Genomic DNA, 19,947 nt, shown 5'->3' with positions numbered 1-19,947 from the left:
AAAAATCCTTAGCGAGATCTATGCCAGGTTTTAAGTTGTTGAAATATATGAATATTTTATTGGTTTGGTAGCGAAGGGCAGGTATTTGTCTCTGTTGTGGGACGTAGGGCGCTATCGCGGGCAGGCCCGCTGCCACCACCGCAGCCTGTGAAACACGCTGTGGGCGCGGGCGTGCCCACGAAGGAGCGTACAGCGCGGTTGCGTCTCTTTTGGGAGATTTGAGTCTCTTTAGTGAGACTCGGCGATCCCCAATGCCAGCATTTTTTTGTACAGCGTCGAGCGCCCCAGCCCCAGGCGCTGGGCGGCTTCGCTGACTTTGCCGCCGCACTGGGCCAGGGTGGCCTCGATCAATTGGCGCTCGAAGCGCTGGCGGGCGGCGCTGAAGGTTTCGCCCTCCAGCACCGTGGTGGCGGGTGCCGGGGAGGGTTGCAGGGGGCTCAGGGTGCCAATGGCAGCAGCGATGGCCGGGGCGCCGAGAAGCAGGTCGTCGCTGAGCAGCGCCGCCCGTTCCAGCACGTTGCGCAGTTCGCGGATGTTGCCCGGCCAGGCGTGGCGGCCCAGCAGGGCCAGGGCGTCGCGGTCCAGTTCGTGCTGGCTGCGCAGCTCTTCGAGGATGGCTTCGCTCAGGGCCGGCAGGTCGTCCAGGCGTTCGCGCAGCGGCGGCACCTGGATCGGCAGGACGTTGAGGCGGTAGTACAGGTCGGCGCGAAACTCGCCGCGGCCAATCGCCGCTTGCAGGTCGGTGGAAGTGGCGGCGATCACCCGCACGTCGCTGTGGATCACCTCATTGGAGCCCAGCGGCTCGAATTCCTTTTCCTGCAACACCCGCAGCAGCTTGCTTTGCAGGGGCAGGGGCATGTCGCCGATTTCATCGAGAAACAGCGTGCCGCCCTGGGCGATCTGCAATTTGCCGGTGCGGCCCTTGCGGTCGGCGCCGGTAAAGGCGCCGGGCGCGGCGCTTGACCTCAAGGCTGGCGGCGCTGGTGCCGATGAAGTGGGCAAAGGTGTACTTGGCCTGGCGCGCGCGCAGCAGCGAGCGGGTGGAGGCCAGCTCTTCCTGCATGCTCATGTAGCGCTTGAGCATGGGCGAGAGGCTGCGCAACTCGTCGAACAGGGCAAAGCCGATGGCGCCGATTACCGCCCCGGCGTCGTCGTGGATCGGCAGGCGCATCACCACCAGCGGTTCCTTGGGGGTGTCCTGCATGTCCAGCAGGATCGGCCGCCCGCTGCGCACCACTTCGCGCAGCAGGCTGCCGGGGATCACGCTCTCGCAGGCGCGGCCCAGGGCCTGGGCGGCGGACTCCAGGCCGAAGCGGCGGGCGTAGCGCTCGTTCATCCAGACGATGTTGGCGTCGCGGTCGACGATCACCGTGCCCTCACTGGACTGCTCGATGATCTCGAACAGCGAGCGGATCGCCAGCAGGCGTACGCGTTGGTAATCCTTGAGGCTTTCGTTGTGGGGCATGGTGCGGGTCCGCTCAGGCTTTTTTCTTGGCGCTGGCCTCGGCCGCCAGGCATTCGAGGGCAAATTGTTCGGGGTAGGTCATCTGGATCTCGGTGGTTTCACCCTTGACCGTGCGCGAGCCGTCGAGGATGTAGCGGATGCGCTTGTCGGTCACGCCGATGCGCTTGGCGATCCAGCTGGGCGTCTGGCCGATGCGGCTGATGAGCTTGTCGGCGTAGTCGGTGGAGGGGTTGTAGCGTTCGGCGTTGGGGGTCATGGGGATTCCGCAGGTAAAAGTCGGTTAGCTGAGTGGGGGCTGGCCTGTCTGTGAAGCGGGTCCCACAGAGGTGTGCTTGCACACAAGCCAGCTCAAGGCGCCAAGGTTACAGCGTTTACCCCCGCTCCGGTCGCGGCAGCAGGCTGGCGGCCAGTAATTCCTGGGTGTAGGGGTGTTGGGGCGCGGTGAACAGGGTTTCGCTGGGGCCGCTTTCCACCACTTTGCCGTCCTTGATGACCAGCATGTCGTGGGCCAGGGCGCGGATCACCGCCAGGTCGTGGCTGATGAACAAATAGGTGAGGCCGTGTTTTTCCTGGAGGTCGCGCAGCAGGGCCACCACTTGCTTTTGCACGGTGCGGTCCAGGGCCGAGGTGGGTTCGTCCAGCAGGATCAGCGCCGGTTTGAGCACCAGGGCGCGGGCGATGGCGATGCGTTGGCGCTGGCCGCCGGAAAATTCGTGGGGGTAGCGGTGGCGGCTGGCGGGGTCCAGGCCGACCTCTTCGAGCACGCGGATCACTTGCCGCTCGCATTCGCCCGCGCTGCACGGGCTATGTACCTCCAGGCCTTCGCTGATGATCTGCGCCACCGACATGCGTGGGCTGAGGCTGCCGAAGGGGTCTTGGAAGACCACTTGCATCTGCTTGCGCCAGGGTCGCATCTGTTTGTGGTTGAGGCGGTCCAGGGCCTGGCCCTGGAAGCGGATGGCGCCGCTGGAGTCGATCAGGCGCAAAATCGCCTGGCCCAGGGTGGACTTGCCCGAGCCCGATTCGCCGACGATGCCCAGGGTCTTGCCCCGCTGCACGCTCAGGCTGATGCCGTCCACGGCGTGCAGGTGCTGCTTGGGCCGCAGCAAGCCGCCGCCGCTGCTGAATACCACGCGCAAGTCATCCACCTGCAACACCGCCTCGCGTTCGTCCCGGGGCAGGGCCTGGCCGTCGGGTTCGGCGTTGAGCAATTCGCAGCTGTAGGGGTGGCGCGGCTGGCTGAACAGTTGCTCGCAGTCGGCCTGTTCGACGATCTCCCCGGCGCGCATCACGCACACCCGTTGGGCGATGCTGCGCACCAGGTTGAGGTCATGGCTGATAAGCAGCAGGGCCATGCCCAAGCGCTGTTGCAGGGACTTGAGCAGGGCCAGGATCTTGCGCTGCACGGTCACGTCCAGGGCGGTGGTGGGTTCGTCGGCGATCAGCAATTGCGGCTCGCAGGCCAGGGCCATGGCGATCATCACCCGTTGCCGCTGGCCGCCGGAGAGTTGGTGCGGGTAGCTCTTGAGGCGCTGCTCGGGGTGGCGGATGCCCACCAGCTCCAGCAGTTCCACGGTGCGCTGTTGCGCGGCCTTGCCGCCCAGGCCCTTGTGCAGCAGCAGGGTTTCGCCGATCTGCTTTTCCACGCTGTGCAGCGGGTTCAGGGACGTCATGGGCTCCTGGAAGATCATCGCGATGCGGTTGCCGCGCACTTGGCGCAGCACGCTGGCGCCGGCGCCCAGCAGTTCCTGGCCCTGGTAGCGGATGCTGCCCGTGGTCTGGGTGCCGGCTTGGGGCAGCAGTTGCAGGATCGAATGGGCGGTCACCGACTTGCCCGAGCCGGACTCGCCCACCAGCGCCAGGCACTCGCCGGGGCGGATGTCCAGGCTCAGGTGGCGCACCACGCACTGGCCGCTGAAGGCGACGCTCAGGTCGCGGATTTCAATCAGGTTGTCAGTCATGGGTTGCGCTCAGGATCGCGGGTCAAAGGCATCGCGCAAGGCCTCGCCAATGAACACCAATAGGGAAAGGATCAGCGCCAGGGTGAAAAACGCTGTCAGCCCCAGCCACGGCGCTTGCAGGTTTTGTTTGCCCTGGGCAATCAACTCGCCCAGGGAGGCGCTGCCGGCGGGCATGCCGAAGCCGAGAAAATCCAGGGCGGTGAGGGTGGAAATCGCCCCGGTGAGGATGAACGGCAGGTAGCTCAGGGTGGCGTTCATGGCGTTGGGCAGGATGTGCCGCACGATCACCTTGCGGTCGCTCAGGCCCAGGGCACGGGCAGCCTTGACGTACTCCAGGTTACGCCCGCGCAAAAACTCGGCGCGCACCACGTCCACCAGGGCCAGCCAGGAAAACAGCGCCATGATGCCCAGCAGCCACCAGAAGTTGGGCTCCACGAACCCCGACAGGATGATGAGCAGGTACAACACCGGCAGCCCCGACCAGACCTCCAGCAAACGCTGGCCCAGCAGGTCGACCCAGCCGCCGTAGTAGCCTTGCAAGGCGCCGGCGGCGATGCCGATCAGGGCGCTCAGGGCGGTCAGCGCCAAGGCGAACAGGATCGACACCCGGGCGCCGAAAATCACCCGCGCCAGCACGTCCCGGGCTTGGTCGTCGGTGCCCAGCCAGTTTTGCGCGCTGGGCGGGCTCGGCGCCGGTTGGGTGAGGTCGTAGTTGGGCGTGTCGTGGCTGAATGGGATGGGCGGGAACAGCAGCCAGCCGCCGCCGTCGCGGATCAGGTGCTGCACGTAGCTGCTGCGGTAATCGGCCTGGAACGGCAGTTGGCCGCCGAAATCCTGCTCGGTGTAGCGCTTGAACACGGGGAAGTGCAAGGCACCCTGGTAGCTGACCACCAGGGGTTTGTCGTTGGCGATCAACTCGCCCCCCAGGGTCAGGGCGAACAGGCCGATAAACAGCCATAGTGACCACCAGCCGCGGCGGTTTTGCTTGAACCGCTCCAGGCGTCGGCGGCCCACGGGAGAGAGGCTGAACATCAGGCGTTCCTCCCGGCGAAGTCGATGCGTGGGTCGAGCAGGGTGTAGCACAGGTCGCCGATGAGTTTTATCAGCAGGCCGAACAGGGTGAAGATGAACAACGAGCCGAACACCACCGGGTAGTCCCGGGACACGGCCGCTTCATAGCTCATGCGCCCCAGGCCATCGAGGGAGAAAATCACTTCGATCAACAGGGAGCCGGCAAAAAACACGCTGATAAACGCCTGGGGAATGCCCGCCACCACCAGCAGCATCGCGTTGCGCAGCACGTGGCCGTAGAGCACGCGGCGTTCGCTCAGGCCCTTGGCGCGGGCGGTGACCACGTACTGGCGGGTGATTTCGTTGAGGAAGGCGTTTTTGGTGAGGATGGTCAGGCTGGCGAACCCACCGATCACCAGGGCCGTGACCGGCAGCACCAGGTGCCAGAAGTAATCGGCGATTTTGCCCAAGGTGCTCAGTTGCTCGAAGTTCTCCGACACCAGGCCGCGCACCGGGAACCAGTTCCACGACGTGCCGCCGGCAAACAGCACGATCAGCAGCATGGCGAAGAGGAACGCGGGCATGGCGTAGCCGAGGATGATCGCGGTGCTGCTCCAGATATCGAACGCGCTGCCATGGCGCACGGCTTTGCGGATGCCCAGGGGGATCGACACCAGGTAGGTGATGAGGGTGGCCCACAGGCCCAGGGAAAGGGTCACGGGCATTTTTTCCAGGATCAGGTCGGTGACGCTGGCGCCGCGAAAGAAGCTGTTGCCCAGGTCGAAGCGGGCGTAGTGGCTGAGCATCAGCCACAGGCGTTCGTGGGCCGGTTTATCGAAGCCGTATTGCTTTTCGATGTCCTGGATCAGCTTGGGGTCCAGGCCACGGCTGGCCCGCGAACTGCTGCTGACGCCATCGCCGGAGGCCCCCGCGCCGCCGCCGATGCCTTGCAGGTGGGCGATGGCCTGTTCCACCGGCCCGCCAGGGGCGGCTTGGACGATGACGAAATTGACCAGCAGGATCAGTAGCAGCGTGGGGATTATCAGCAGCAGGCGCCGCACGACGTAGGCGAGCATCAGCGTGGCCCCCCGGGCTGGCCACGGCGGATGCGCTCGGCGGCCATCTGTTGGTTGGTCAGGGGCACGCGGCTCACCTCCCACCAGGTTTCGATGGCTTCTTCATTGCTGGCGGGGGTGGCGGGCATGCCGAAGCGGTTCCACCACACGGTGGAAGTGCCGGGCGGGTAGTAGTTGGGAATCCAGTAGTAGTTCCATTGCAGCACCCGGTCCAGGGCATGGGCGTAACGCAACATCTGCGCTTGGCTGGTGGCCTTGACCAGGCCGGTTATCAGGCTGTCGACGGCGGGGTCTTGCAGGGCCATGGTGTTGCTGGAACCGGGGTCCAGGGCGGCCGCCGAACCGAAGTAGTTGTACAGCTCCAGCCCCGGCGAAGGGCTGGCGGGGTAGCCGGTGACGATCATGTCGTAGTCCCGGGCCATGATCCGGTTCAGGTACTGGGAAGCGTCGATGCGCCGGATGTTCAGGGTGATGCCGATCTGCGCCAGGGTGCGCTTGTAGGGCAGCAGCAGGCGTTCGATGCCGCCCTGGGTGTTGAGGAAGGTGAAGCTCAACGGCTCGCCGGCGGCATTGACCAGGCGATCGCCGTCGGGTTTCCAGCCTGCCGCTTCGAGCAGGGCCAGGGCTTGCAGTTGCTTGTCGCGGATCACCCCGCTGCCATCGGTTTTCGGCGCCTCGAAGACCTGGGTGAACACCTCGTCGGGGATCTGCCCGCGTAAGGGTTCGAGGATCGCCAGTTCTTCGGCATCGGGCAGGGCCCGGGCCGCCAGGGCGGTGTTGGAAAACACGCTTTGCTGGCGGATGTACTGGTTGCGCATCATCTGCCGGTTGCTCCACTCGAAATCCCACAGCAGCGCCAGGGCCTGGCGCACGCGGCGGTCCTTGAACAGCGGTTTTTGCAGGTTGAACACGTAGCCCTGGGCCGGTTGCGGCATGTCCTTGGCCAGGTGGGCCTTTTGCAGGCGCCCATCGTCCAGGGCCGGGCCGTTGTAGCCCACGGCGAAGGCGGAGGCGAGGAATTCGCGGTTGTAGTCGTAGGCGCCGCCGCGCAGCACCTGGCGGGCGACGTCGGTGTCGCCGAAGTATTCGATGCTGAACCGGTCGAAGTTGTACAAGCCACGGCTCACGGGCAGGTCCTTGCCCCACCAGTCGGGGTTGCGGGCGAAGGTGATGCTGCGCCCCGAATCGATGCTGCTCACCCGGTACGGGCCGCTGCCCAGCGGCGCCTCGTAGCCGCCGCCGTTGGCGAAGTCGCGGGTTTTCCACCAGTGCTGGGGAAACACCGGCAGGGTCGCCAGGTCCAGGGGCAGGGTGCGGTTTTCGTTGCTCTTGAAGTCGAAGCGGATCACCCGCGCCGATTCCACCGCCACGCCTTGAACGTCGGCGAACTGGGTGCGAAAACGCAGGCTGCCCTGGGTCATCAGCAGGTCGTAGCTGTAGCGCACGTCCTCAGCGGTGATCGGCGTGCCATCGGCAAAGCGGGCCTTGGGGTTGAGGTAGAAGCGCAGCCACAGGCCATCGTCGGCGCGCTCCATTTGCTGGGCCACCAGGCCGTACACGGTGTAGGGCTCGTCGAGGGAGCGCTGGGCCAGGGGCGAGTAGATCAGGCCGTCGATCTGCGACACGCCGATGCCTTTGTCGCCATAGGGCAGCACATGGTCGAAGCGGCCGATTTCCAGGGCCGAGCGGCGCATGCTGCCGCCCTTGGGGGCCTGGGGGTTGGCATAGGCGAAGTGGCTGAAGCCGGCGCGGTACTTGGCCGGTTCACCGTAAACCGTCATGGCGTGGCTGGGGGTGGCCTGGGCGGCAGTGGCGCCGAGCACTATCGCCAGGGCGGCGAACAACAATGAGGGAAGAGCCAGTCGCATGGTCAGCCTTACAGCCTTGGGGTCGAAACAGCCTTTTTACGCGAGCGGCCCATGGCTCGCCAGCCCCGGTGCCGCGCCCAAACACAACGGCCCGCGAAAGGCGGGCCGTTGTGGGGAGCGTATGTGCCGGATCAGTCCTGGCGGCTGGTCACTTCCAGCAGGTGGTAGCCGAACTGGGTTTTCACCGGGCCCTGGACCACGTTGACCGGGGCGCTGAAGACCACGGTGTCGAATTCCTTGACCATCTGGCCTGGGCCGAAGGAACCGAGGTTGCCGCCGTCGCGGCTCGATGGGCAGGAGGAGTTGGCTTTGGCGATTTCAGCGAAATCGGCGCCGCCTTCGATTTGTGTCTTGAGTTCGTTGCACTTGTCTTCGGTGGCAACGAGGATGTGGCGGGCAGTGGCTTTGGCCATGGGGAGGTACTCCGTTCAACTGTCAATAAAACGCCGAGCCTACCGGATTGCGCGACGGATTTCTCGTCAAAGTGCCGGGTGGAGCGTTGGGCTTACAGGCCCAGGGCCTGCAATCGCTGCGCATGCTCGACATACAGCTCAATAGCGTCCTGTTCGCCGCCCGCCGTCGGGGCGAGGCTTTGCAGGTGGTCCAGGGCGTAGTCGGAACGGATCACCGTGCCCAGGTGGGAGCTGTAGCGCCCGACCACGCCGTCGTTCTGGTCGGCTTCGGTGGTGAAGTAGTCGCAAAACGCCTGGCACACTTGGCGCAGAGGCTCGTTGCCACGCACACCGGGGCGCAGGGTGCCGCTCCAGGAAAAGTAGCGCACACCGTTGATTAGTTCCTGGCCCGCGCCGCCCCAGGTGGCGGGCAGGCCCTGGGGGTATTTGTCGTTGAACGCGCCGACGCCTTCGGTGGACAGCGCATTGAGTGCCGCGATGGTGGCGGTGGGCAGTTGGGAGTGGCCGCTGAGCAGGGTGATGAAGTCGGCGAACAGGTGGGTAACGGCTGCCGCCACGGGTTCGGGTAGGCGCCCGGGAATCAGGGCCTTGTGTAGGTAGTCGGCCAGTTCGGAGCCATGGTTGGGGCCGCTGACCGAGGTGATCGAGGCCACCAGCGCCGGGTGGGTGGCAGCCACATAGCGCGCCGCCAGAGCCCCTTGGCTGTGGCCGATGAGGTTGACTTTGCTGGCCTGGGTGCCGGCCAGCACCCGTTGGATTTGCAGCAGCAATTGTTCGCCACGGGCTTCGTTGCAATGGGTGGCGGACAGGTAAGGGATGAACACCCGTGCGCCGGCCTGGCGCAAGGCGTGTTTGACGGCCTGGAAGAGGGGAACGTTGTCGATACTCTCGAAACCGAACAGCCCATGAACCAAGAGGATGGGGTGCTGGGTGGTTGCATTCCGTTGCATGGTCTTTCCTTTTTGCGGTGAGGGAAGCAGTCGAGGTTTTCCCCACTCTAGTGCAGGCGCCGGGTGGGAATGTGTAGGAAAGAGCCTCTGTATGGCGTCGAAGTTGGACAAAAAACTGTGGTTTTTTTAAACCTATTGGGATGCACTGTCATGGCGCATCGCCCTACAGGCCATGGCCTGCTTGGGCTCTCATAGGGCTCGTGGTTTTACCTTCGCGGAAGAAGGTAAATATCTGATAGGTAACCCGGAGCCTGGCGGGTGCAGGCTCCTGAGTGGTTTTACACGACCGCCGGGTGCGGGCGGCGGGCATCGCGCAACTGGCGGGCGGCGTCGCTCAACAACGCTTCGGTGGCGGCCCAGCCGAGGCAACCATCGGTGATCGAAACACCGTAGCGCAGGTTCCCGGTCAGGGGCTGGCAACCCTCGAACAGATGGCTTTCGAGCATCACTCCCATCAACTGATGGTTGCCGTGCAGGCGTTGCTCTAGCACTTGGGCGAACACCTGGGGTTGGCGCAACGGGTCTTTGCCGCTGTTGGCGTGGCTGCAATCGACCATCAGCCTTGGGGTGATGGCCAGTTGTTCCAGGTTGCGCTGCACCTGGGCGACGTGTTCGCGGCTGTAGTTGGGGCCTTGATGGCCGCCGCGCAACACCAGGTGGGTGTCGGGGTTGCCCGGGGTCTGGATGATGGCCGGGTGGCCCTGGCTGTCGACGCCGAAATGGCGGTGCGGGTGGCTGGCCGAGCGCATCGCGTCGCAGGCAATGGCCACGCCGCCATCAGTGCCGTTCTTGAAGCCCACGGGCAGGCCCAGGCCGCTGGCCATTTCCCGGTGGATCTGCGATTCAGTGGTGCGCGCGCCGATGGCAACCCAGCTGAGCAGGTCATCGAAGTAACCGGCGGCCATGGGTTGCAGCAGCTCGGTGGCGATTGGCAGGCCCATGCCGAGCATTTCGCGCATCAGGTGGCGCGACAGCTCCAGGCCGGCGGCCATGTCGTCGCTGCCATCGAGGTGCGGGTCATACGCCAGGCCTTTCCAGCCCACGGTGGTGCGGGGTTTTTCGACGTAGGCGCGCATCACCAGCAGCAGGTCGTCGCTGAGTTGATGGGCAAGGTGGGCGAGTTTGTCGGCGTATTCGAGGGCCGATTGCGGGTCGTGGATCGAGCAGGGCCCCACGACGACCAGCAGGCGCGAGTCCTGGCCATTGAGGATGGCACGCACCGCTTGGCGGTGGTCGGCGACCTGGCGGCTCAAGGCGGCGGCCAGAGGCAGTTGCTGCTGGAGTTGCAGCGCGGTGGGCAGGCGTTGGGTCAAGGCCTGGTTGGCGCAATTCAACAGTGGTACAGCGCAAATGGACGAGTTCATATTCGGGCTTCCTGGGCTGGCGGCGGGTTCGTGCCCGCGCGTCGGCCCTAGTGGGGTGTTCGACAATGGGCCGGGTTGGCAGTGGGTTCGGCGATGCCACCTGTGGGTGACCGGTCGGAGGCGGCAGGCTGGCCCGAACGGAGGTTGGTAAATCGCCAGGCGCAAGCATTGTCGTGACGGTAATAAGCGGTGCGGTTCATGTGTATTTCCTTAAATTGAATGGGGCGTGAGGCAAAAATGGACAGCTTGAAAAAACAAAACCCCCGGTCGGGAAGCCGACCGGGGGTTGAGAAAACTCAAGTGGGCGACCCGTGAAAGTGGGCGCCGGAAGTGGGTATCAGGCGCGCCAGTGGCTAAACCAATACCCAAAATAAAAGTTGACCGGAGTATTCACCCAGGCAGCGGCAACCGGGCGCGAGGCGCTGGCGGTGTGACGAGGCTGTGGGAGGGTGTGTTGCATGGTGTTTCTCCGATGAAGTGGGCCGAGCTTACTAGAGGCCGGCCCCGGGGTTCAATGGGAAATTGCTATCAGTGTGCTCACCCTTGGCTATCGCGTGGCACACTCAGGGCGTTTGACCACCGATCCCCTCTATTGCCAAGGAAGAATGCAATGCCCGATACCCCCGTTGTCATCGAGCGCCTGACCACCGCCCACATCGACGGCATCACTGCGCTTTACAACGAGCCGGCGGTGACCCGCCAAGTGCTGCAAATGCCGTTTCAATCCCCCGAACTGTGGCGCACGCGCCTGGCCACGGCGGATGAGCGGCACCTGCGCCTGGTGGCGCTGTATCAGGGCGCGGTGGTGGGTAATTGTGGCCTGGAGCAGTTCTCTCGGGTGCGGCGCAGCCATTGCGGCGCCATTGGCATGGGTGTCTCGGTGGCGTGGCAGGGCAAGGGCATCGGTTCGCTGTTGCTGGCCACGGCGTTGGAGGTGGCAGACAACTGGATGAACCTGCAACGAGTGGAGCTCACGGTGTTCGCCGACAACGAGGCGGCCATCGGCCTGTACCGCAAGTTCGGTTTTGTCGAGGAAGGCCGGTTGTGCGATTACGCGGTGCGTGATGGCGCCCTGGTGGATGTGCTGAGCATGGCGCGCTTGCGGCGCACGCGCTGAGCCCGGTGGCGCCGGCGGTATTAGTCATACGCCGGCGTCGCGCATCTGCCATGATCCAGGCTTTGCAGCCACGGCTGACCCAGGGAACACCGCGATGAATGACGTACAGCAATTGGGCGAGATGCTGCGCCACTACGCACAGAGCGAAGCGCACAAAAAGCAGGTGTTTGAAACCCAGTCGGCGCAGTGGGCGGTGCGGATCGGCCAGTTGTTCGACCAGATCGAGCAATGGCTGGCACCGGTACAGGTGCCGGAGTTGCTGCGCGTCAGCCGCGAAGCCTATGTGGCCTCGGGGCCTGCGGTGCCGGTAGAAAGTTCGCCGTTCAAGACCGAGAAACTGACCATCCTGATCGCCGGCAAACCGGTGGAATTCGTGCCCCAGGTGATGGGCGCCGGTGGGGCCATTGCCCTGGCGGTGGCGGGCCTGACCGCCGCGCGCTACGGCAGCATTTCCCTGGTCTGCCAGCCACCGGCCGGCGAGTGGCAATGGTGCAAGACCAACGGCCTCAAAGACCCCGACACCTTCGCCTTCGATGCCAATTTCCTGGCCCAACAATTACAGGGGCTGATCCCGCGCGAGCGGGGGTAGCCCACCCGGTAAAACCTGTGGGAGCGGGCGAACCCGCTCTCTCAAGTCAGATCTCGATATTGCCCCAACCCTTTTTCGCTTCCGGTGGCGCCACGGCATCGATGCGCTTGCCGGTGGCCAGTTCCACGCGCCGGGCGACTTCGGGGTCGTCGGCGAAGGGGATCAGGCTGGCGTCGTCCAGGCTTTTGGCCGACTGGTTGCGCAAGCAATACTCGACCGCCAGGTACAGGCACGCCACCGCGCCCACGTTCAGTGCTAGCTCGATCATCACGCAGCTCCTTGGAAAAAAAATGAGGCGCACGCCGCGAAGGCGTGCGCCGCAGGTCAGGCGATCCGGGCGTCGGCTTCGGCGACCTTGAGGTCCGCCACACGCACTGTGCGCCAGGTGTTGTAGGCCATCAGCAGCATGCCGGCGAGGAAGAACGCGCCACCGACGAAGCGCACCACAAACCCCGGGTGGCTGGCCTGCAAGGCCTCGACGAACGAGTAGGTGAGGGTGCCGTCGTCGTTGATCGCGCGCCACATCAGGCCCTGGGTGATGCCGTTGACCCACATCGAGGCGATGTACAGCACGGTGCCGATGGTTGCCAGCCAGAAGTGCAGGTTGATAAGCGGCGTGCTGTACATCTGCTCGCGGCCGAACACCTTGGGAATCATGTGGTACAGCGAGCCGAAGGTAATCATCGCCACCCAACCCAACGCGCCGGCATGGACGTGGCCGATGGTCCAGTCGGTGTAGTGGGACAGGGCGTTGACCGTCTTGATCGCCATCATCGGCCCCTCGAACGTCGACATCCCGTAGAACGCCAGCGACAGCACCAGAAAGCGCAGGATCGGGTCGGTGCGTAACTTATGCCAGGCGCCGGAGAGGGTCATCATGCCGTTAATCATCCCGCCCCAGCTCGGCGCCAGGAGGATCAGCGACATCGCCATGCCCAGCGACTGCGCCCAGTCCGGCAGTGCGGTGTAGTGCAAATGGTGGGGGCCGGCCCAGATGTACAGGGTAATCAGCGCCCAGAAGTGCACGATGGACAGGCGATAGGAATACACCGGCCGCCCGACCTGCTTGGGCACGAAGTAATACATCATCCCCAGGAACCCCGTGGTGAGGAAAAAGCCCACCGCGTTATGCCCGTACCACCACTGCACCATGGCGTCGGTGGCGCCGGAATACACCGGGTAGGACTTGAACCAGTCCACCGGGATCGCCAAGTGGTTGACCACGTGCAACATGGCGATCACCAGGATGAACGCGCCGAAAAACCAGTTGCCCACGTAGATGTGCTTGGTCTGGCGACGTACCACGGTGGTGAAGAACACCACGGCATAGGCCACCCACACCACCGCCATCCACACCGCGCCGGTGAACTCGATCTCGGCGTATTCCTTGGTGGTGGTGTAGCCCAGCGGCAGGCTCACCAGCATGATGACGATCACCGCTTGCCAGCCCCAGAAGGTGAACGCCGCCAGGGTGTCGGAGTACAGCCGCACCTGGCAGGTGCGCTGCACCGCGTAGTAACTGGCGGCGAACTGGGCGCTGCCAGCGAAGCCGAAAATCACCAGGCTGGTGTGCAAAGGGCGCAGGCGCCCGAACGTGGTCCAGGGCAGGTCTAGGTTCATGTCCGGCCACACCAGTTGCGAGGCGATCCACACGCCCATGGCCATTCCGATGACGCCCCATACCACGGTCGCCACGACAAATTGGCGGACAACCTTGTAGTTATAGGCTTGCCCGATTGCTGCTGTGCTCATGGTCAATTCTTCCACGGTTGCAAACAAAGTCTTGCCAGGCCACCCGGTCTGGCAGGGGGACTTACTGTAGAAACCGTGGGCGAAACAAAACAGACTCAGAAAAACTGCATTAATACGGATCAGATTTAGAGCAAGCCAGTTAAGGGTTTTGCATCGCTGATATGGTTTTTATGGCTGTACCTGAATCTTTAAGCGACTGAGCTGCTGGGCCATAGTGGCAACCCCGTGAAGCCCGCCGACAGAGCGCGGCCAGTGCTGATTGATGAGGTAGCCACATGTACCAGTACGACGATTACGACCGGGCCCTGGTGCTGGAGCGGGTGGCGCAGTTTCGCGACCAGGTCCGGCGTTTTACGGCCGGCGAGTTGAGCGAAGAAGAGTTCCTGCCCCTGCGCCTGCAAAACGGCCTGTACCTGCAAAAGCACGCCTACATGCTGCGCGTGGCGATCCCCTACGGCACCCTGGGCGCGGCGCAGTTGCGTACCCTGGCCGGCATCGCCCGGGATTTCGACCGTGGCTACGGCCACTTCACCACGCGCCAGAACATGCAGTTCAACTGGATCGAACTGGCCCAGGTGCCGGACATCCTCGAACGCTTGGCCGCCGTCGACATGCACGCCATCCAGACCTCCGGCAACTGCGTGCGCAACATCACCACCGAGGCTTTCGCCGGGGTGGCCGCCGACGAGTTGATCGACCCGCGGCCGCTGGCCGAGATCCTGCGCCAATGGTCCACCATCAACCCCGAATTCCTGTTCCTGCCGCGCAAGTTCAAGATCGCCATCTGCTCGGCCGAACAGGACCGCGCGGCGATCATGATGCACGACATCGGCCTCTACCTTTACCGCGACGGCGCCGCGCAAATGCGCCTGCGGGTGATGGTCGGCGGGGGGCTGGGGCGCACGCCGATCCTCAGCCAGCCGATCCGCGAAGGCCTGGAGTGGCAGCACCTGCTGTCGTACGTCGAGGCGGTGCTGCGGGTGTACAACCGCCACGGGCGGCGCGACAACAAGTACAAGGCGCGCATCAAGATCCTGGTCAAGGCCCTGGGCATCGAGGCCTTCGCCCGGGAAGTCGAAGAGGAATGGCAGCACCTCAAGGACGGCCCGGCGCAACTCACCGAGGCCGAATACCAGCGGGTGGCCGAGGCCTTCGTCAGGCCGTGCTATCAGAGCCTGGCCGACACCGACCTGAACTTTGGCACGCACCTGAGCGACAGCCCGGCCTTCGCCCGCTGGGTGGCGCGCAACGTGCAGCCGCACAAAGTGGCGGGCTACACCAGCGTGGTGCTATCGACCAAGCCGGGCCCGGGCGCGCCACCGGGCGACGTCACCGCCGCGCAGATGGACGCTGTCGCCGATTGGTCCGAGCAGTTTGGTTTTGGCGAAATCCGCATCGCCCACGAACAGAACATCATCCTCCCGGACGTGCCTAAGGCGGCCCTACATGCCCTGTGGCAGCAGGCATGTGCGCACGGTTTGGGCAGCGCCAACGTCGGCCTGCTGACCGACATCATTGCCTGCCCGGGCGGCGATTTCTGCGCCCTGGCCAATGCCCGCTCGATCCCCATTGCCCAGTCGATCCAGGGCCGTTTCCAGCAATTGGATTTTCTCCACGACCTGGGGGACATCAGCCTGAACATCTCTGGCTGCATGAACGCCTGCGGCCACCACCACATCGGCAACATCGGCATCCTGGGGGTGGATAAAAACGGCAGCGAGTGGTTCCAGATCACCCTCGGCGGCGCCCAGGGCAACAACAGTGCGCTGGGCAAAGTCATCGGCCCGTCCTTCAGTGCCGAGGAAGTGCCAAGCGTGATCGAACACATCATCGCCACCTTCGTGCGCTACCGCGAAAGCGAGGAACTGTTCATCGACACCGTGCAACGCATTGGCCTGGAGCCGTTCAAGGAGCGGGTGTACGGCGCGGCCCTGGAGGTGTCGGCATGAACAACCTGCTGCGCCTGTACGGCGCCGAGGCGCGGATCGTCGGCGACGACCCCTGGACCTTGCTGCGCGACCCCCAAGCGCCACTGCCCGCCGGGCCGGCGATCCTGCCGCTGGCGCTGTGGCTGCTCTATCACCGCGGCGAAGACGGCGTGTGGCTGGGGCCGGACGATGAGGTACAAAGCCTGGCGCCGTGGCTGGCGCAACTGCCGCTGATTGCCCTGGACTTCCCCAGTTTTCGCGACGGCCGCGCCTACAGCCAGGCCTACCTGCTGCGCACGCGCCTGGGCTGGCAAGGGCAACTGCGCGCCATTGGCGATGTGCTGCGCGACCAGCTCAGCCACATGCGCCAATGCGGTTTCGACGCCTTCGCCGTGCGTAAAGACAAATGCGCCGAAGACGCCCTCAAAGGCCTGGCCGGCATGAGCGTGCACTACGGCCGCAGCGCCATCGAACCGCGCCCGCTGTTTCGCCGGCGCTGAACCCCAAGCCCACCGTGCATGGCCTGTAGGGGATGGGAGGCCGGCCATTGTGGGGAGCAACTGTCTTACCCCTAGCCTTCGTCACCGCTACACAGTGCCGCCATCGCGAGCAGGCTCGCTCCCACAGAGGAAAATGAAAATCCCACCCACACCGCAGTTCAACTGTGTGGCGGGTCACCCATGATGGATGGGCCGTTCCTGGCCTTCTCTGTGGGAGCGGGCCCGCCCGCGATAGCCATGACCCACAACGCTTGGCCTTGGCGAAGGAACCGGGTGGTTTCGTTTTCGCCCTTGAACGTCACGCTAGCCATCTTGCCCAGCACCGTTTGCGCGTCGGCCACCTGCATCGCCATCGATGGTGGGAGACTTGCCAGGCCTGTGCCTGCGTGCTGTGGCAGGTTTGGCATTGGGTTTCATCGACATGCTTTGCCGGCGCGGGTTGGCTGGCGAGCAGAAACCCGCCCATGGCCGCGATCAGCAGCACCCGCACGGGGCAGTGACGGGGAACAGGTAGCGGTTAGTGGCGGGGGCGGGCGAATCAGGACGTGGCGCAGCAGCATTATTTTTAGGTTTGGGCATTGCAACTTCCGTAGTCCAGAGGCTTCGACCTGTCGGGGCGGGCGAGGCTGGGTGCAGCTTTGACGCCCAGCGGCGGTCTGTCAAATGAGGGGTGTGAAATACCCCACAGCGCTAAATGAATATTCGCTGCGCGCCTCACTAAAAGTCTGAAGCTTGGCTATACCTAAGGTTCCTTTATTCCCGTACCGTTGCCGGTCATCTGACAGGAGCTACAGCATGAAGCTTGGACTAATGGTTAGCGCGCTATGCGTCGCTTGCGTCGCAGTGGTGGGCTGTTCCAGCAAGGTGACCCAGCCTGAGGACTACTCCGGGTTCCTCAAGGACTACAGCCGCCTCAAGGAAGCCAAGTCGCCCTCGGGCGTGGACGTGATGCGCTGGGTCGACCCCAGCCTGAAGGTGGGCCAGTACACCAGTGTCTACGTCGAACCGACCCAGCTCTACCCGCAACCCCAGCCCACGGTGAAAATCCCTCAAAGCACCCTGTCAGGCATCACCAGCTACTACGACCAGGCCCTCAAGCGGGAAATCAGTAAATCCCTGCCCCTGGCCAATGCCCCAGGCCCGGGTGTGATCGTGGTGCGCGCGGCCATCACCGCCGTCAGCAGCAAGACCGAAGGCCTCAAGGCCTATGAAGTGATCCCGATTGCCCTGGTGGCCGCAGCCGTAAGCACCGCCAGTGGCATCCGCGACCAGGAAACCGACCTGGCCACCGAAGCGGTGTTCCTCGACGGCGGCACCCACAAAGTACTGGCCCAAGTGGTGCGCAAAGGCACCGGCAAGCCGCTGGAAAACGATTCCCAAGTGATGAAAGCCACTGACGTGAAAAACGTCATCGACGGCTGGGCGGCGGATCTGCACCAGTCCTACCTCAAGCTCAAGGCCCAGTAACTTCCCCCCCCCCACCCTTGCTACGCCCATCCCTGTGGGCGCTGGCAAGCCAGGCGCCTACGGGGGCGGGGTGAGCGCCCCGTGGCGCGCGCCACCTTTTTTGTAGCAAGCGGGTTTACCCGCGCTCGGCTGCGCAGCGGCCGTAAACGGTGCCCGGCGCAATGCCGTGTTGGGGCTGCTGTCGGTGCGTTGTAGCCAATCGACTGGCGATGGTGTCTGATGCCGCACTCGAGTGTCAGGAGCAAAACCGTGTTCGAAGGCGAGGTGTGCAAGGTCAGGGGGTTTTTGGTGGTGCGTCAGCCCGACGGCACCTTGCTGCCGTTGTACAGCCCCGCCAGGAAGGTGAAGGAGGGCGAATGGGTGCGCTTTAACGTGGTCAACGGCCCGGTCGGCCTGGTGGCGCACATCCTTTGAACGGCCGTTTCATTGCCCGATAAACCAACGGTAATAGGGGTTGGCGCTGTCGCCGGCCATCACTTCGCGGATGTCCCGCGCCCAGGCTGCGCGATCACCGGCGTAGGCGTGCAGGCTGGCGCGGTAGAACTGCATCAGGCGCCGCTGGTGGCGGTCCATGCGCGCGTCGAACGCGGCGTCGGCATTGTGCAATACCGGCGCCTGACGCAGGTCGAGCAGCGCCGGCAGCACCCGGGTGATCTCCTGGCTGCGCACCCAGGGCGCGTACTCGATGCGCGGCTGGTCATCGGTCACCGCCAGGGCCCCGGCGGCGAAGCGCTCCAGGCCGGCACGGTCGGTGACCCACGTGGCCAGCAGCGCCGCAGTGGAGCCCACGCCCACCTCTTGCAGGGCGCTGCGCCCGTGCCGACCAGGCTCAATGGCAGAGCATCGTGCAGCAGGCCAGCAGCACCGAGGAGCGTTACCGGGCGCAGTTGGCGGCGATCAACGCTCCAGCGTCAGCAGTGGGGGGCTCAGCTATCGCAGGTGCTTGAGCGCGCGTAACGGCAACTGGTGGCGCAACGCATACAGCAGGGCAGCGGGCCGGGCCAGGCGCCTTGCCAACTGTCGACGGCTGTGAGGGATGTCCCGGCGCGCCCCTGCGTTCGGCGGTAGCGGAACTCACCTGGCAGGTCGCCTCCAGCGAGGAGGCGGGCAGTGGGCCGTATGCCGTGGTGTTGCGTTTTGGCTATCGCAGCCGTGCTGAAACCCAGATGTATGGCGTCAGCCTACCGCTGGCTGAGCTGATGCCCGTCGAGGGAGTCGACTGGCACGCGTTGGCCACGGCTCAGGGTGAGGTTGAGCTGCCCCTGAGGCTGTTCAGTGGCCGCTACGCGGTGGCCCCCGGCACGCGGTCGCGGGGTTTGAGCCCGGTGCTGGAGTTGTTGCAGGTGGCCATCGCTGCAACCCCCGGCAGGGTCAGGGTGCGGGCGGCCCATTGGGACGCGCCGCGCAACGCAGTGCGTTTCACCGCCGATGGTGTAGGCGGCGACACCCTCAGTTGGGCAGTGGCGAAAACACAGGGGGACGCCACCGGGCAGGCGTCGAGCACCGAGCGCAGGTTGGGCTTCGTCGAAACGCCCTCGGTACCGTTATTGGAAGCCCTGGGCGGTGAGGCGCAGGTGGCGTTTGATGATTACGTGGTGGTTTTTCCTGCCGATTCAGGTGTGGCGCCGTTGTACGTGATGCTGAGGAACCGCCATGAGTTTTCCATCGCGGCATCAGGGCAAAGCTCCTCCACGGCTTAAGGCACTTGCCTCAGGTAATTGAAGAAATGTCTGTCGACAGGTTGGGATAGGCCGAGCAGAGGGTTTCGTGGTTAACTTCGGCCTCCCTGACACACCCAAAATCATCCATATAAGGAATGCGTGCATGGCTCAAGTCACCCTCAAAGGCAACCCTGTCCAGGTCAACGGCCAGCTGCCACAAGTCGGCACCCAGGCACCTGCGTTTTCCCTTGTGGCAGGCAACCTGGCCGACACCCCCCTGGCCAGCTTCGCCGGCAAGCGCAAAGTGCTGAACATTTTCCCAAGCGTCGATACGCCAACCTGCGCCACCTCTGTGCGTAAGTTCAACGAACAGGCAAGCCAACTGGAAAACACCGTGGTGCTGTGCATCTCGGCTGACCTGCCGTTCGCCCAAGCCCGTTTCTGCGGCGCCGAAGGCCTGGAAAACGTGCAGAACCTGTCGACCCTGCGCGGCCGCGAGTTCATCGAAAACTACGGCGTAGCCATCGCCGACGGCCCGTTGGCCGGCCTGACTGCCCGTGCGGTGGTGGTGCTGGATGAAAACGACCGTGTGCTGCACAGCGAACTGGTGGGTGAAATCGCCGAGGAGCCTAATTACGACGCGGCCCTGGCCGTATTGAAGTAACAGGCATTAAACTTTTGCGCGGCCTGGCTCTGTCCAGGCCGTTTTCATTTGTGCTCAATGGTTTAGCAAACACCGTAAACGAGCGCCCAAGGTAAATTGCCGGTAAAGGCGCTTTGCTAATTCCCCGCCAGTGCTTATCTTTCAGCCTCCCGTAAAGATGC

The 19,947-nt window shown here is 64.3% G+C and carries 18 protein-coding genes and 2 pseudogenes; 8 read left to right on the top strand and 12 right to left on the bottom strand.

The genetic code is table 11. The features are described from left to right. Positions 1–228: 228 nt before the first annotated feature. The 9 genes and pseudogenes from AC19YT_RS10910 to AC19YT_RS10870 form a co-directional block, all read right to left on the bottom strand. A pseudogene (locus AC19YT_RS10910) lies at positions 229–1,465 on the bottom strand (sigma-54 interaction domain-containing protein). Between the two features lie 13 nt (positions 1,466–1,478). Continuing rightward, complete coding sequence (locus AC19YT_RS10905) at positions 1,479–1,721, bottom strand: hypothetical protein (protein ID WP_095109912.1); 243 nt, start codon at positions 1,719–1,721, stop codon at positions 1,479–1,481. A 115-nt stretch (positions 1,722–1,836) separates the two neighbouring features. Beyond that, positions 1,837–3,426: an ABC transporter ATP-binding protein gene (locus AC19YT_RS10900; protein WP_500610227.1), complete on the bottom strand. Its 1,590-nt coding sequence runs from the start codon at positions 3,424–3,426 to the stop codon at positions 1,837–1,839. A 9-nt stretch (positions 3,427–3,435) separates the two neighbouring features. Continuing rightward, on the bottom strand, positions 3,436–4,458 hold the full coding sequence (locus AC19YT_RS10895; protein ID WP_176465137.1) for an ABC transporter permease: 1,023 nt from the start codon (positions 4,456–4,458) through the stop codon (positions 3,436–3,438). Then, complete coding sequence (locus AC19YT_RS10890; RefSeq protein ID WP_500598853.1) at positions 4,458–5,513, bottom strand: microcin C ABC transporter permease YejB; 1,056 nt, start codon at positions 5,511–5,513, stop codon at positions 4,458–4,460. Before AC19YT_RS10890 ends, AC19YT_RS10895 begins: the two co-directional genes overlap by 1 nt. After that, positions 5,513–7,381 carry an extracellular solute-binding protein gene (locus tag AC19YT_RS10885; RefSeq protein WP_500598855.1) on the bottom strand — a complete coding sequence of 623 codons (1,869 nt, stop codon included), beginning with the start codon at positions 7,379–7,381 and terminating at the stop codon, positions 5,513–5,515. The genes AC19YT_RS10890 and AC19YT_RS10885 overlap by 1 nt, the downstream gene beginning before the upstream one ends. A 131-nt stretch (positions 7,382–7,512) precedes the next feature. After that, positions 7,513–7,794, bottom strand: coding sequence for a peptidylprolyl isomerase (locus AC19YT_RS10880; protein WP_095109908.1), 282 nt, complete (start codon positions 7,792–7,794; stop codon positions 7,513–7,515). A 92-nt stretch (positions 7,795–7,886) separates the two neighbouring features. Further along, positions 7,887–8,744 (bottom strand): esterase/lipase family protein, encoded by an 858-nt coding sequence (locus AC19YT_RS10875; protein WP_500610226.1) that lies wholly within the window; start codon positions 8,742–8,744, stop codon positions 7,887–7,889. 278 nt (positions 8,745–9,022) lie between these two features. Next, positions 9,023–10,108: a 3-deoxy-7-phosphoheptulonate synthase gene (locus tag AC19YT_RS10870; RefSeq protein WP_500610225.1), complete on the bottom strand. Its 1,086-nt coding sequence runs from the start codon at positions 10,106–10,108 to the stop codon at positions 9,023–9,025. 610 nt (positions 10,109–10,718) lie between these two features. On the opposite strand from AC19YT_RS10870, the gene AC19YT_RS10865 reads away from it, so the two are divergent. Both AC19YT_RS10865 and AC19YT_RS10860 read left to right on the top strand, forming a co-directional pair. Then, entirely contained in the window at positions 10,719–11,225 is a 507-nt protein-coding gene (locus AC19YT_RS10865) for a GNAT family N-acetyltransferase (RefSeq protein ID WP_500598858.1), read from the top strand. A 94-nt stretch (positions 11,226–11,319) separates the two neighbouring features. Beyond that, positions 11,320–11,814, top strand: a complete 495-nt coding sequence (locus AC19YT_RS10860; protein ID WP_095109904.1) for a hypothetical protein — start codon at positions 11,320–11,322, stop codon at positions 11,812–11,814. A 46-nt stretch (positions 11,815–11,860) separates the two neighbouring features. Here the strand turns inward: AC19YT_RS10860 and AC19YT_RS10855 are convergent, their stop codons facing one another. Together AC19YT_RS10855 and ccoN are read right to left on the bottom strand one after the other, a co-directional pair. Continuing rightward, positions 11,861–12,082: a CcoQ/FixQ family Cbb3-type cytochrome c oxidase assembly chaperone gene (locus tag AC19YT_RS10855; protein ID WP_095109903.1), complete on the bottom strand. Its 222-nt coding sequence runs from the start codon at positions 12,080–12,082 to the stop codon at positions 11,861–11,863. A gap of 56 nt (positions 12,083–12,138) precedes the next feature. Next, positions 12,139–13,566 (bottom strand): cytochrome-c oxidase, cbb3-type subunit I, encoded by a 1,428-nt coding sequence (gene ccoN, locus AC19YT_RS10850; protein ID WP_095109902.1) that lies wholly within the window; start codon positions 13,564–13,566, stop codon positions 12,139–12,141. Positions 13,567–13,841: 275 nt separating this feature from the next. Between ccoN and nirA the strand changes: the two genes are divergently transcribed. The 4 genes from nirA to AC19YT_RS10830 all read left to right on the top strand — a co-directional run bounded on the left by nirA (position 13,842) and on the right by AC19YT_RS10830 (position 17,875). Continuing rightward, the gene (gene nirA / locus AC19YT_RS10845; protein ID WP_500610224.1) at positions 13,842–15,515 is read left to right on the top strand and encodes a nitrite reductase NirA; all 1,674 of its coding nucleotides are present in this window, start codon (positions 13,842–13,844) and stop codon (positions 15,513–15,515) included. Continuing rightward, positions 15,512–15,994 (top strand): DUF934 domain-containing protein, encoded by a 483-nt coding sequence (locus AC19YT_RS10840; protein WP_500610223.1) that lies wholly within the window; start codon positions 15,512–15,514, stop codon positions 15,992–15,994. The genes nirA and AC19YT_RS10840 overlap by 4 nt, the downstream gene beginning before the upstream one ends. A gap of 795 nt (positions 15,995–16,789) precedes the next feature. Further along, a complete protein-coding gene (locus AC19YT_RS10835; protein WP_095109898.1) occupies positions 16,790–17,461 on the top strand; it encodes a DUF3313 domain-containing protein in 672 nt (223 codons plus the stop codon). Between the two features lie 249 nt (positions 17,462–17,710). After that, positions 17,711–17,875 (top strand): hypothetical protein, encoded by a 165-nt coding sequence (locus tag AC19YT_RS10830; protein WP_500610222.1) that lies wholly within the window; start codon positions 17,711–17,713, stop codon positions 17,873–17,875. A 9-nt stretch (positions 17,876–17,884) separates the two neighbouring features. On the opposite strand, the pseudogene AC19YT_RS10825 reads toward AC19YT_RS10830, so the two are convergent. Beyond that, positions 17,885–18,274: pseudogene (locus AC19YT_RS10825) on the bottom strand (spermidine synthase); the annotation flags it as partial. A 197-nt stretch (positions 18,275–18,471) separates the two neighbouring features. On the opposite strand from AC19YT_RS10825, the gene AC19YT_RS10820 reads away from it, so the two are divergent. Both AC19YT_RS10820 and tpx read left to right on the top strand, forming a co-directional pair. Beyond that, positions 18,472–19,161 carry an S-type pyocin domain-containing protein gene (locus tag AC19YT_RS10820; protein ID WP_500610221.1) on the top strand — a complete coding sequence of 230 codons (690 nt, stop codon included), beginning with the start codon at positions 18,472–18,474 and terminating at the stop codon, positions 19,159–19,161. A gap of 124 nt (positions 19,162–19,285) precedes the next feature. Continuing rightward, entirely contained in the window at positions 19,286–19,786 is a 501-nt protein-coding gene (tpx, locus tag AC19YT_RS10815; RefSeq protein ID WP_095109895.1) for a thiol peroxidase, read from the top strand. Positions 19,787–19,947 lie beyond the last annotated feature (161 nt).

It is taken from the genome of Pseudomonas sp. MF08875, assembly GCF_059862525.1.
Note: the sequence above shows the minus strand (reverse complement) of the source record. Positions and strands in the feature narration are given on the sequence as shown.

Coding starts and splice junctions, on each gene's coding strand:
- AC19YT_RS10905 (WP_095109912.1), bottom strand. CDS start 1,721: ATGACCCCCAACGCCGAACGCTACAACCCCTCCACCGACTACGCCGAC.
- AC19YT_RS10900 (WP_500610227.1), bottom strand. CDS start 3,426: ATGACTGACAACCTGATTGAAATCCGCGACCTGAGCGTCGCCTTCAGC.
- AC19YT_RS10895 (WP_176465137.1), bottom strand. CDS start 4,458: ATGTTCAGCCTCTCTCCCGTGGGCCGCCGACGCCTGGAGCGGTTCAAG.
- AC19YT_RS10890 (WP_500598853.1), bottom strand. CDS start 5,513: ATGCTCGCCTACGTCGTGCGGCGCCTGCTGCTGATAATCCCCACGCTG.
- AC19YT_RS10885 (WP_500598855.1), bottom strand. CDS start 7,381: ATGCGACTGGCTCTTCCCTCATTGTTGTTCGCCGCCCTGGCGATAGTG.
- AC19YT_RS10880 (WP_095109908.1), bottom strand. CDS start 7,794: ATGGCCAAAGCCACTGCCCGCCACATCCTCGTTGCCACCGAAGACAAG.
- AC19YT_RS10875 (WP_500610226.1), bottom strand. CDS start 8,744: ATGCAACGGAATGCAACCACCCAGCACCCCATCCTCTTGGTTCATGGG.
- AC19YT_RS10870 (WP_500610225.1), bottom strand. CDS start 10,108: ATGAACTCGTCCATTTGCGCTGTACCACTGTTGAATTGCGCCAACCAG.
- AC19YT_RS10865 (WP_500598858.1), top strand. CDS start 10,719: ATGCCCGATACCCCCGTTGTCATCGAGCGCCTGACCACCGCCCACATC.
- AC19YT_RS10860 (WP_095109904.1), top strand. CDS start 11,320: ATGAATGACGTACAGCAATTGGGCGAGATGCTGCGCCACTACGCACAG.
- AC19YT_RS10855 (WP_095109903.1), bottom strand. CDS start 12,082: ATGATCGAGCTAGCACTGAACGTGGGCGCGGTGGCGTGCCTGTACCTG.
- ccoN (WP_095109902.1), bottom strand. CDS start 13,566: ATGAGCACAGCAGCAATCGGGCAAGCCTATAACTACAAGGTTGTCCGC.
- nirA (WP_500610224.1), top strand. CDS start 13,842: ATGTACCAGTACGACGATTACGACCGGGCCCTGGTGCTGGAGCGGGTG.
- AC19YT_RS10840 (WP_500610223.1), top strand. CDS start 15,512: ATGAACAACCTGCTGCGCCTGTACGGCGCCGAGGCGCGGATCGTCGGC.
- AC19YT_RS10835 (WP_095109898.1), top strand. CDS start 16,790: ATGAAGCTTGGACTAATGGTTAGCGCGCTATGCGTCGCTTGCGTCGCA.
- tpx (WP_095109895.1), top strand. CDS start 19,286: ATGGCTCAAGTCACCCTCAAAGGCAACCCTGTCCAGGTCAACGGCCAG.